The 11356-nt window shown below is 50.2% G+C and carries 15 protein-coding genes; all 15 read right to left on the bottom strand.

Translation table 11 applies throughout. From position 1 onward, the window contains the following. Positions 1–8 precede the first annotated feature (8 nt). Positions 9–1229 (bottom strand): NADH-quinone oxidoreductase subunit D, encoded by a 1221-nt coding sequence (locus K7P01_RS05730; protein WP_267290782.1) that lies wholly within the window; start codon positions 1227–1229, stop codon positions 9–11. 14 nt (positions 1230–1243) lie between these two features. Next, entirely contained in the window at positions 1244–1747 is a 504-nt protein-coding gene (locus K7P01_RS05735) for an NADH-quinone oxidoreductase subunit C (protein ID WP_267290785.1), read from the bottom strand. Positions 1748–1801: 54 nt separating this feature from the next. Further along, the gene (locus K7P01_RS05740) at positions 1802–2359 is read right to left on the bottom strand and encodes an NADH-quinone oxidoreductase subunit B (protein WP_254085828.1); all 558 of its coding nucleotides are present in this window, start codon (positions 2357–2359) and stop codon (positions 1802–1804) included. A gap of 12 nt (positions 2360–2371) precedes the next feature. Continuing rightward, positions 2372–2743 (bottom strand): NADH-quinone oxidoreductase subunit A, encoded by a 372-nt coding sequence (locus tag K7P01_RS05745; protein WP_267290789.1) that lies wholly within the window; start codon positions 2741–2743, stop codon positions 2372–2374. Between the two features lie 271 nt (positions 2744–3014). Next, complete coding sequence (locus K7P01_RS05750; protein ID WP_254085830.1) at positions 3015–3413, bottom strand: ExbD/TolR family protein; 399 nt, start codon at positions 3411–3413, stop codon at positions 3015–3017. Further along, positions 3410–4123 carry a MotA/TolQ/ExbB proton channel family protein gene (locus tag K7P01_RS05755; RefSeq protein WP_267290792.1) on the bottom strand — a complete coding sequence of 238 codons (714 nt, stop codon included), beginning with the start codon at positions 4121–4123 and terminating at the stop codon, positions 3410–3412. The genes K7P01_RS05750 and K7P01_RS05755 overlap by 4 nt, the downstream gene beginning before the upstream one ends. Positions 4124–4269: 146 nt before the next feature. Then, positions 4270–5895 (bottom strand): tetratricopeptide repeat protein, encoded by a 1626-nt coding sequence (locus K7P01_RS05760; RefSeq protein WP_267290794.1) that lies wholly within the window; start codon positions 5893–5895, stop codon positions 4270–4272. 96 nt (positions 5896–5991) lie between these two features. Next, positions 5992–6930, bottom strand: a complete 939-nt coding sequence (locus K7P01_RS05765; protein ID WP_267290796.1) for a PstS family phosphate ABC transporter substrate-binding protein — start codon at positions 6928–6930, stop codon at positions 5992–5994. Between the two features lie 3 nt (positions 6931–6933). Next, positions 6934–7161 carry a hypothetical protein gene (locus tag K7P01_RS05770; protein WP_267290798.1) on the bottom strand — a complete coding sequence of 76 codons (228 nt, stop codon included), beginning with the start codon at positions 7159–7161 and terminating at the stop codon, positions 6934–6936. 2 nt (positions 7162–7163) lie between these two features. Then, positions 7164–7970: an energy transducer TonB gene (locus K7P01_RS05775; RefSeq protein ID WP_267290800.1), complete on the bottom strand. Its 807-nt coding sequence runs from the start codon at positions 7968–7970 to the stop codon at positions 7164–7166. Continuing rightward, positions 7967–8479, bottom strand: coding sequence for an ExbD/TolR family protein (locus tag K7P01_RS05780; RefSeq protein WP_267290802.1), 513 nt, complete (start codon positions 8477–8479; stop codon positions 7967–7969). Before K7P01_RS05780 ends, K7P01_RS05775 begins: the two co-directional genes overlap by 4 nt. A 22-nt stretch (positions 8480–8501) precedes the next feature. Continuing rightward, positions 8502–9107, bottom strand: a complete 606-nt coding sequence (locus tag K7P01_RS05785; RefSeq protein ID WP_267290804.1) for an ExbD/TolR family protein — start codon at positions 9105–9107, stop codon at positions 8502–8504. Positions 9108–9138: 31 nt separating this feature from the next. After that, positions 9139–9969: a MotA/TolQ/ExbB proton channel family protein gene (locus K7P01_RS05790; RefSeq protein WP_267290806.1), complete on the bottom strand. Its 831-nt coding sequence runs from the start codon at positions 9967–9969 to the stop codon at positions 9139–9141. 101 nt (positions 9970–10070) lie between these two features. Then, positions 10071–10718 (bottom strand): DedA family protein, encoded by a 648-nt coding sequence (locus tag K7P01_RS05795; protein ID WP_267290808.1) that lies wholly within the window; start codon positions 10716–10718, stop codon positions 10071–10073. A gap of 130 nt (positions 10719–10848) precedes the next feature. Continuing rightward, positions 10849–11196: a hypothetical protein gene (locus K7P01_RS05800; protein ID WP_267290810.1), complete on the bottom strand. Its 348-nt coding sequence runs from the start codon at positions 11194–11196 to the stop codon at positions 10849–10851. Positions 11197–11356 lie beyond the last annotated feature (160 nt).

Genomic DNA, 11356 nt, shown 5'->3' on the forward strand with positions numbered 1-11356 from the left:
TGGGCCGCTTACGCATCCAGCTCGCCGGCAATGACGTTCATACTACTCATCGTAATAACCGCATCCGACAGCATCGAACCTCTGATCATCTCCGGGTATGCCTGATAATAAATGAAGCACGGGCGACGGAACTGTAACCGGAACGGCGTACGTCCACCGTCGCTGATCAGGTAAAAGCCCAGTTCGCCGTTGCCACCTTCCACGCAATGGTACACCTCTCCTTTCGGAACCTCGGTCTCGCCCATCACGATCTTGAAGTGGTAGATCAGCGCTTCCATGTCGTTATATACTTCTTCCTTCGGCGGCAGGCAGTACTCCGGCACTTTGGCGCTGTATACGCCAGCAGGTTCTTTCTTGATCTTTTCGATCGCCTGCTTAATGATGCTCAAGCTCTGCCACATTTCCTCCTGGCGCACCATGAAGCGATCATACGTATCGCCGTTGGTACCTACCGGAATGATAAAGTCAAATTCTTCGTACGACGAATATGGGTTCATGGCACGCACGTCGTAGTCCACGCCCGCAGCCCGAAGGTTGGGACCGGAGAAGCTATAGTTCAACGCACGCTCTGCCGTAATCGGGCCGCAGTTGATCGTGCGGTCCATAAAGATCCGGTTGCGTTCCAGCAGGTTTGAAAACTCCGTGAACTTCGCCGGGAAGTCCGCAACAAACTTGTTGATTTTGTCCCAGCACTTGGGGGAGAAGTCGCGCTCCAACCCGCCGATGCGACCAATGTTGGTCGTCAGACGCGCACCGCAGATCTCTTCATAAATCTCGTAAATGCGCTCGCGCATCTGGAACAGGTACAGAAAACCTGTCGTCGCGCCGGTGTCCTGACCGATGATGGTATTACAAATGATGTGGTCGGCCAAACGGGCCAGCTCCATAATGATCACGCGCATGTACTGCACACGCTTGGGAATCTCGATGCCCAGCAGCTTCTCCACCGTCATGTGCCAGCCCATGTTGTTGATGGGCGACGAGCAATAGTTGAGACGGTCGGTGATGGGCGTGATCTGATAGAACGGACGGCGTTCTGCCAGCTTTTCGAACGCGCGGTGGATGTAGCCTACGGTCGGCTCGGAGTCGATAATGATCTCGCCGTCCATCTTCAAAACGTTCTGGAAAATACCGTGTGTGGCCGGGTGCGCCGGCCCCAGGTTCAGATAAGAATATTGTTTCTCTTCTGGCTTAATAAGTGCGTCGGTGGCCGGTTGATTGTCTTGCATAATTCAGGCGTCTGCTATTCTCTTCCAAACATTGAATCGTTCTTGTCTTCGCGCGTCTGGTCTTCCAGCGGATACTCCTTGCGCATGGGGAATATGATCATATCGTCCACGTTCAGGATGCGCTTCAGGTTGGGATGCCCCTGGAAGATCACCCCGAAGTAATCGTAGGTTTCGCGCTCCAGCCAGTTGGCCGCCGAGAAGACCGTGGTCAGCGTCGGCACCACCGGGTTCGCTTCCGGCAGAAATACTTTCAGGCGTACACGGTTGTTGGTCGTCAGGCTATGCACCTGATACATCACCGCGATCTGCTGTAGATCGGGATAGTGAATGCCGCAGAGCGTCGTGAGGTATTGGAATTTGCCCTCCGGGTGGTGGTAGAGGTGCTGAATGATCTCAATGATCTTTTCGGCCTTTAGGGAGACCGTTAGAAAATCGTACGGTGTGTCAATATGAAGAATCTGGTCTTCATATTTTTCCTTCAGGATACCGATGGTTTTTTCCTGGGCAGAACCTTCCATTAATAAAATTCAGTTGTATAAGACGTACATCTCGGGTCACAGACCCAGGACTGATTATTCTATTCCGTATTTGTTCAGCATCGCCTTGTATTCAGGCGAATCGCGGCGGCGCGTCGACTCGGTTTCCACCAGGTGCTGAATCTTCAGAATGCCGTCGATGATTTGCTCCGGACGCGGGGGGCAACCGGGTACATACACGTCAACCGGTATGATGCGGTCGATACCCTGCAGCACGCTGTAGGTATCGAATATACCACCGCTCGAGGCACACGCACCCACAGAAATTACCCAGCGGGGCTCGGCCATCTGCTCGTACACCTGCCGTAAGATGGGGCCCATCTTTTTGGCAATCGTGCCCATCACCATCAACAAATCCGCCTGGCGGGGCGAGAAGCTCAAACGCTCCGACCCAAAGCGAGCCAGATCGTAATGTGACGCCATCGTGGCCATGAATTCAATACCGCAGCAAGACGTCGCGAACGGCAAGGGCCAGATCGAGTTCTTGCGGGCAAGTCCTACGACTTTATCCAGGCTGGTGGCAAAAAAACCAGCACCCTCAATGCCTTCCGGCTTGGGCGCTACGGCAATCGTTGATCCTGTTGCTGTTTCCATCACTCACTGTTTTTATTCTTCCCACTTCAAAGCACCCTTCTTCAGGAGATAGAAGAAACCTACTAGCAAAAGCGCCATGAAGGTGACCATTTCAACGAAGCCCATCAGACCGAGATGTTTGAAGTTCACAGCCCATGGGTACATGAAGATTACCTCCACGTCAAACAAAACAAAGAGAATCGCAATCAAAAAGTACTTGATGTTAAACGGTATCCGGGCGTTGCCCTTTGACTCGATACCACACTCGAATGCTTCGAGCTTCACCTTCGACTTGCGTTTAGGACCCAACAGGTGCGTGGCGGCCATCGTGACTACCACAAAGCCCAGGGCAAAAAGAAACATCAACCCGATGGGCAGATATTGTTCGATTGCTACGTTCTCCATAAGCGTGTTTGACGGGTGCAAAGTTCGTTTTTATCCCGCAAATCCCATCATGCGTTGCGCAATAATTTGAGCGTTTTGGGAGCATTCTGAGAACAAATCTTACAGGGATTCGTTCAACTGCGCGCAAATTAGAGAAGCGCGTCAAAACAACGCGCATGTAGCTATAGAACAATGATTAGTTTAGAATCATTCTATGCGATGCACACGAAGTCAGGAAAAAATATCGCGAAGATTACGTACGTAAAGACGTGTACGAGTATAGCGCATGGTGCTAGTCAGGCTTTTTTGTCGCCAATACCATGCGGATTTTATTGCGTGCGCCAATCTGCACAACATCCACGAGGTCTTGCACCGACGAGCCCGCAGGGATATGCACCACAACGGTAGGGTCCTCCTCACCGCCAGCCTCCTTCAACAAAGCTGACTCCAGCTGGCTGAATGGAACCTGGTTACGGTTGATGAAATAACGTTTGTCCTCCGTCACCGTGAGCGTGATCGGATTCCGGTTTACACTCTGCTTGGTGTCTGATTTAGGCAACGCTACCTTGATCACAGCGGGGTTGGTAACGGTTGAAATAATCAAAAAGAACAACAACAGAAAGAACATGATGTCGTTCAGGGAGGAGGTTGATACCTCGGCAGCAAACTGTTTCCGGTGGCGGATTTTCATTGCTGGGGTGTTAAGATGGAACGCATAAACTCAAATACGTCTTTCTGCATCTTCAGCGTAAACACATTCACACGCTGCTGTAAAATATGGTATGCGCAGTAGGAAATTACGCCCACGAACAGACCCGCGCCGCTGGTGATCATCTTTTCATACAGACCGCCGGCAATGATGCCGATCGTGATATTGTCGGTCTGTGAAATGTCGTAGAAGATGCGGATGATGCCGCCGATGGTTCCGATAAAGCCCAGCATCGGCGCCACACCGGCAATAATGCCCAGGTAGCCCATGTTACGCTCCATTTCCGCCACCTCGATGTTGGCGGCCGACTCCATGAGGCTCTCGATCTCTTTCATCGGCTTGCCGATGTGCTCCACCCCTACCTGGATGATCTTGCCCGTAGCCGAACCGTCTTGCGAGGCATACATCCGTGCCCCCTTGATGTCGCCGGCCTTCAAATATTGTTTTATCGACGACAGGAACTCCTTCTTCTCACGCGTCACCTGGCGCAGGTACAGCCACCGTTCAATAAAGAAATAGGTGGCGATAAATCCCAGCAGGGCAATCGGGATCATAATCACCCCGCCCTTCGTGACCATGTCAAAAAGAGAGAGGGACTCAGCTGGTGCGGGAAGTGTTTCGACCGGCGTGTCGGTCGGAGTCGTTGTCGGGGTTGTGATCTGCAGAAGGATCGAAAAGATCGTTGTCAGCATGCCGTCCTGTAAATGGTTTATTACTTAATGGTAATAGTAGCAATAATATTGTGAACGACTACCATTAATGGCGCTTTATACGCGCCCGGATTAAAAAAGAAGGCAGAAGGCCTGAAGCCTTCTGCCTGTATGTGTATTCGTGTCGATTAACCTTGTCTGGGCTTCGGAGCCGGGGCATTCATGGCCTTGAGGATCTCCTTCGCACGGGCATCGTTCGGGTCGATCGCCAACACCTTCTCCCAGAAGCCTTTCGAGGTCGAGATCTCATTGCGCAGGAAGTGATAGTACCCCAGGTACGAGTATGCTTCGATCAGGTCGTTCTTGCTTTTGTCAGCACGTGTCAGACCTACTTCAATCACTTTCTCGAAATACGGCTTCGCAGTGCCCTGAATCTTGCCGTTCGTCTCGGGGTCTTGCGCCGCGATCGAACGTGCCTGCCACAGGTAGCCTAACGTCATGGCCGGTTGCAACGTAATTAGCTTCTGGAAAACCGAGTCGGCTTGTTGAAACTGATCGGTGAAGTAATACGAACGGCCGAAGTTATAAAGCTCGGGCGACGACAGCTTTGGCTTGATCGCTTCCAGCTGTTTGTAGGCTGCTGCAGCCTCCGCATATTTCTTGCGCTTGAACTGGATATCTGCGATTTGCGACGCATACTCTTCTTTCTTCTCCAGCTCGAAAGCCTTTTGGTAGTTTTCTACGGCAACAGAGTCGTTACCTTCTTTCTGCAGGGCCTTTGCGATATATTCATAGTCGCCCGCCTGGATCTCTTCTTTTGTAGCCTTTGCAAAGTACGCATCGAATGCAGCGTGGCTAGCCGCCAGCTCACCGGATTCTACCAGGGAATAGGCTTTGTACTTAAATACCGTCGACGTTGCATCAGAACGCTTCGACAGCTCTTCGAAGATCGGGTTAGCACGCTTGTAATCCTTCGCCATGAACAGGTAGAACGCATAGCGCAGTTTGGCAGCTTCCGGTTTCTCGGTCAGGCCCAGGTAACCTTCGTAAGCCTTTACAGCTTCCGGCGCACGGCGTGACTGATAATACAGCTCACCCAGCTCCTTATATGCCAACGTATATTTAGGATCTACTTCCAACGCCTTCTTAAAGTTCTGCTCGGCCACGTCGTAGTTTTTTGAACGCAGGTACACAAGACCTACTTTATAGTGGGGCAGCGCGCGCTTCGGGTCATACGTAGCACCGTCTTCGTAGCTACTCACCGATTTACCACCGTCATTCAGCTTCAGGTAGGCGTCACCTTTCAGCACGGCAGCGTCAACGTCCTTACCTTTTACTTTCTCCAGGATGAGGAGAGCGTCTTTCGCCATCTTGTCACCCAGCAGGTAGCCTTCGGCTACGGCCTTCAATACCGCATCATCCTTCGATTTCGATACCTTCAGCGCTTCGTCAAATGCCAGCTTGGCTTCTGCTGCCTGGTTGTCCAGCATGCGCAGCTGGCCTTTGCCGGCAAAGTTCAAACCGTTCTTCGGGTCAAGCTCAGTACCTTTTTGAAAGTTGATCTCAGCTTTAGCCTTCTCGTTATTTTTAATCTGGGCGTGTCCTAAGTAATACAGCAAGGCTGCGTCCTGGGGGCTGGCTGTTACAGCAGCCTGGAGTGTCGCCACGGCTTTCGTGGGCTGATCGGTCTCAATCAAATAAGCAGCTTGCTTGATCGCGGGGTTTTCCTGTGCTACCGCTACCGAGGCCGCACAAGAAAGGAAGAACATGAGCATTTTCCCTACGTTCCATGCTCCTTTACTGACTTCTTTCATGTGTTATAAGTATAAAGTTTAGGTTTATTGTAAAACAAACACGGTGCCATACTCTAGCAACGCGCCGGTCAATTGCGGAAAAGCCCCTGCAAACTGCTAATTTAACGGTTGGCGATTGATTTCCACAATCCGGATCGGCATGGTCACCGGAACTAAGCCCGATTTTAACACAATCCGTTGACCTTTTTCCCCAGCAATAAATGCCAGGAGGCCACTTCCCAGCCCGGTACGGCCCTCCCTGCTAACGACTGTAATCTCACGGATCAGCGGATATTTGTTTTGCGCAATATAGGCCTGGAAGGGCTGGAAGCTCTCCCCCCCCGTTTGCCGCGACAGCGCCGCAATGCGCACCGTATTCAAAAAGGCATTGGCGGTAGAATCGTCGCTGTCGCTAATCCACGTACCACCTATTAATCCAATCGCATTCGGCCGCGACGCTACATGCTGAATAACCGACGGATTGTCGTTCACTGCAAAACAGTTCTTCGGTAGTGTATCGATTTTCAACGAATCCTTCAGGTATCGCAAGATGCCCGAGGTCGGTTGGTCAAAGACAATTTCGAGTGGACCAGCAGGGCCTTTTGGACTTAGCTGACTCCAATTGGCAATGTCGCCTTTCAACATTTTGCCAAGTTGTTCTACCGACAGAACACTATCGGTACGTGTCCGGTTCATCACCAGGGCAATGCCCTCGCGCGCGACCGTTACCTGGTGCGGCTTGAGCGCCTGCTGGGCCAGGGTTTCAATTTCTTCAGGAAGCAGCTTGCGGGTAATAACAACCAACCGCACACTGTCCAATAATAACTGGCGGATCGCCTCTTGTTCCGAGGCGTACGTCACCTCGATGTGCGCCCGTTGATAAAGCCCCGTAAAAGTATCGACTTCCGTGTCGAGCAGAGGCTTGAGTGACTCGTCCACGGCAATGCGAATGGAGCCGGACGTGGGCGTGTCAAGAGGTCGTCCCTTCTTGTCACGCCCCGTACAGGCTGCCAATAAACACAAGGTGATTAATAAACTATGAAATAAGATCTTCATGTTTTATTTCTGAAAAAACCGTTGGTACACCTTATACCCCCGGAATAGGCCATACGCTATCAGCAGGATACCTAAGGGCATAGCGTATTCCCCGGGAACGTGGAACACCGTCTCAGACCGGGCGATGAACATGGCACCGATCCCGATATAGGCCAGTGCCATGATTGCTCCCAAATACTTCACAACTGCCTCAAGGCCGGTTGTTTTGTACTCGTCAGATTCCATCTTCATAACTAGGTTGCCAGCTTAAACTTGATCGGCAATACGAAGCGGGATTTAACCGATCTACCATTTTGCTTACCAGGCTTCCAGGGCGGCATCAGCTGCACCACGCGCATCGCTTCCCTGTCACAGTCGGCGCTGATACCTTTTACGATCTGTGGATCGCTAATTTTTCCTTCTTTGTCGACCACAAAGCTCACGAATACCGAACCTTCAATACCCATCCGGCGCGCTGCCGCAGGATACTTCACGTTCTTCTGCAGGAACTTCATCATCTCTGCCATACCCCCGGGGTACTCCGCTTGCTGCTCTACGACGGTAAAGATCTTATCGTCGTCGTTGCCCGCATCGGCTACCACCTCTTTCACGGGCTCATCAAACACGACGTCTGTTGCGTCGCCTTCAATGTTCTCCGAACCTACTTCGTTTACTTTAATTTCTTCGATCGTAGGCATCTCCTCCTCTTCCACGATTTCCTTATCGGTCACCTTGGGCGGGAGATATTTAATAATGGTCTTTACCGGGGGCGGTATGTTCACCTGCGGCGGCGGCGGTGTGTTCTGAATCGGCGGCGGCGGTGCCAGATCGGTGTATTTTACCGTCTTCAACACGGGTATAACCTCCTCGCTTTGTGATTCGAACAGTTCTACAATTTTCGGGTACGCCAATACCAGCGCAGCCGTAATCAGTGTAATAATCGCTGCCAGCAGGACATGCTTGGAATACGAACGGCGGTTCTCGTACGCTCCGTAATCCTTGTTGCGGTATTCGAAGACGATGTCTTCCCACCGCTGCGGGGTCAATTGTTCTGCTTTCATAAATTCGATTCTTTTACCAACTCTTTATCCGTATCTGTGATCTTCACCAACGCGTAACGCTGCATGTTCGTGATGTTCATCTCGTCGAGAATGTCCACCATGTTTTTGTAGCGTGAGTCATCACCGGGCTTGATCAACAGGATCATACCGGGAATTTCGGCGGCTTGCTTCAACAATATTTTGCGGATGCCATTCGCTGAGAAGTCGGTGACTTCCACTTTTGGATCTGTGATACCGTGATACCAATAAATTTTATCATTGGCGCCCAGGATCAACGTCACGACTTTCTTCTCGTTTACTTCGGGGAGTTTGTCCTCCTCTTTTGGTTTCTCAGGCATGGTAATCTCCATCGTCTGAGGCTTACTGAACGTTGTGGTCAGCATGAAGAAAGTAAGCAACAAGAAGGCAAGATCCACCATTGGTGTCATGTCGATTTTCGTCGACATTTTCTTGGCCCGGACCTTACCGCCTTTCTTACCTCCACCACCACCTTGTTGTATTTCTGCCATTGCTTCTTTTTGAATTTAATGGTTACGAAGGTTTTTTATTCATTTCCATGTTCGTGATCAGGTTGAACCGGTTGACTTTATTGTCAATCAGTGTATTGACCACTTTCTCCACGATCGGATAGCTCGAGTCCGAGTCACCCTTGATCGCAATGCGCACCTTTTGGTTGGCCATCCGCGAAAATATGATCCAATCTTTCAACTGGTTGTTCGCCGAGTCCACCGGTATTCCCGGCTGCGTCACATTTTTACGCTCCTCTGGCCCCATATTGATAAACTCCTTCAGGTTGCCGATCGGCAGCCCAAACGTAGACATTACAGCAAAGCGGGATATCTCCTGATCGGAGAAGCTAACGCCATAACGCTCACCCATGCTTCTCAACAGCTCCTGGCGTGTGTACTTGCCGTCCAGGGTGAAATATACCTTGCCGTCTTTCGATACGGTGATCAACATGATGTCGGTCTCCGGCATTTTAATTTCCGAAACAGACGAAGGCATATCGACAGTCACAGGCTCGTCGGGACGGGCCGTCGCTGTCAGCATGAAGAATGTTACCAACAGGAACCCCAAATCCACCAATGGAGTCATGTCCATCGAAGGTGGTACTCTATGTACTTTTGATTTAGGCATACCTTGAAGTATTTAGTTAATGTTTAAAGGATTAGTGCTTTCCTTGTTGCGTGGCAGTGAAGTTCTGCACGATGCTGAAACCAGCTTCGTCGATACCGTGAGTCAGGGCGTCGATCTTGCTGGTGAACAGGTTATAGAAAATGATCGCAAGGGCGGAGGTTCCTACACCAAGGGCCGTGTTAATGAGGGCCTCAGAGATACCCGTGGCCAGACCTACCGAGTCAGGAGCACCTGCCTGCGCCATCGACGAGAAGGCCTTGATCATACCCAATACAGTACCCAGCAGACCCAACAGTGTGGCAACCGAAGCCACCGTGGCGAAAATCACCAGGTTCTTTTCCAGCATCGGCATTTCAAGCTGCGTTGTTTCTTCGATATCCTTCTGGATCATCGTAACCTTCTTCTCCAGTTCGATGTTGTTGTTGTTTGACAGCTCATTGTATTTCAACAAGCCGGCTTTCACCACGTTGGCTACAGAACCTTTTTGTTTGTCGCACTCAGCAACAGCCTGCGTGATGCTGCCACCGGCTACCAACAGACGAATGCGCTGAATGAAAGCCTTTACGTTACCCTTGCCCTTAGCGCGGCTGAGTGTAAAAGCACGCTCGATAGCAAATGTGAAAACCATCAACAAAAGCGCGATAGCGAGCGGCACCAGATAGCCACCTTTATAGAAAATGCCCAGGAAGTTTCCTTCTACCGGGTGATTGGTCGGATCTCCACCTACGAAGTTGTCAGGATTTCCAAGTACAAAGTGCCAGATGAGAATCCCAATGATAATCTCGATAAAGATCACAGCCGCCGCAAATCCAGACTTCAGGCTCTCAGATAAGGATGAAGAAGATGATTGTTGAGTTTTCATAGTTTAAAGTAAATTGTTGATAGTTTAAAGTTTAGGAAAAATTTGCGCTATTATATTAATTCTTGAGCGTTTAAATAGTCACTGATCATATTAAATATTCTTCAATTTTGATCTGAATTGCGTTTTTCGGCCATATTCCGCTGTCTCAGCCACGATACTACAAGGGGAATGGTCGTTATTAAAATCATGCCTGCCACAATAAGCTCCAGGTGATCGATGATCGCCGGAAACCGTTTTCCAAGCAAGTGTCCCGCCAGCACCATGACAACTATCCATACCGCAGCCCCTACAAAGTTGAAAAAAAAGAATTTTCCAAAGGCTATACGCACCATGCCCGCCAAGATCGGAACAAACGTTCGCACTACCGGCAGGAAGCGACCCAGTACAAAGGCCATCATACCATACTTCTGATAGAACTCCTGAGCCATGTCTAAATATCTCTTCTTATAGAAGAAATTTTCTCGCCTGTTTTTTAAGTACTGCTGGGACCACCGCCCGAACCCATACCCTACCGTTGTGCCAGCCGTCGCCACGACGACCAACATAACGATTAACAGCCATATGGACATCTCAAATTGCGACTCGCACAATATTCCCGCGATAAACAGCAATGAATCTCCCGGCAAAAAAAAACCAAAGAACAATCCTGTCTCGGCGAAGATGATGAAGAGCAACAAGGCGACTCCTCCAAACCGAATAATGGCCTCCGGATTAAACAAGTCTACAAAAGGCAAAATAGCTGAAATCATAGCGGCCGGGCTAAAACTCGCTTAGCCTAATCGTTTAAAGCGTAAGATTATTGAGCTGGGACGGGGATCTGTCAAACCGAAAGATCTCCCCGGCAATAGGTCATGATCATGATACGGTAAACGTACAGCATTACGGAGCATTGTCCGTAGCCGTCACGTAAAATATACTCCGTTCAAAATGACTTACGGTCAGGGCCTTGCTTAGCGCAAGGGCTGCGTTCGATAAGTCGCATGCAAAGGGTGGGAACAAACCGGAAGTGAGCGGGAACTTCGACAACACCTGGTCGCAGGGGTGCGACGAGAAATGGTTGCGAAGGGTGATCTCATGAAACGAAAGAACACTTTTCAGCGGCATATCCCCGGTGTCGGTGGGCTGCTGAGACAAGGCGCCTTGCGAATAAACAAAGATAAAAACGAGCATCAGAGCCTCTAAAAAGAGCCCCGCTACAGGTTTAAATTTTGCCAGATCACTTTTCATGGTTCGGGCAAATGTAATCGAAAATTTTCCAGGAAACGGTCGTTAACCCAATTAAATGTTACGAACGGTTGCCTTTTTGAACGTTTTTCGCTGTTTACAGGTACTTTCCGAAAACGTATGCGGTAATCTTATATAACCTTCCAAAACACCCGGATCCCCT

Source organism: Parachryseolinea silvisoli, from assembly GCF_021190955.1.
In the GTDB taxonomy this organism is placed as follows: domain Bacteria; phylum Bacteroidota; class Bacteroidia; order Cytophagales; family Cyclobacteriaceae; genus Ohtaekwangia; species Ohtaekwangia silvisoli.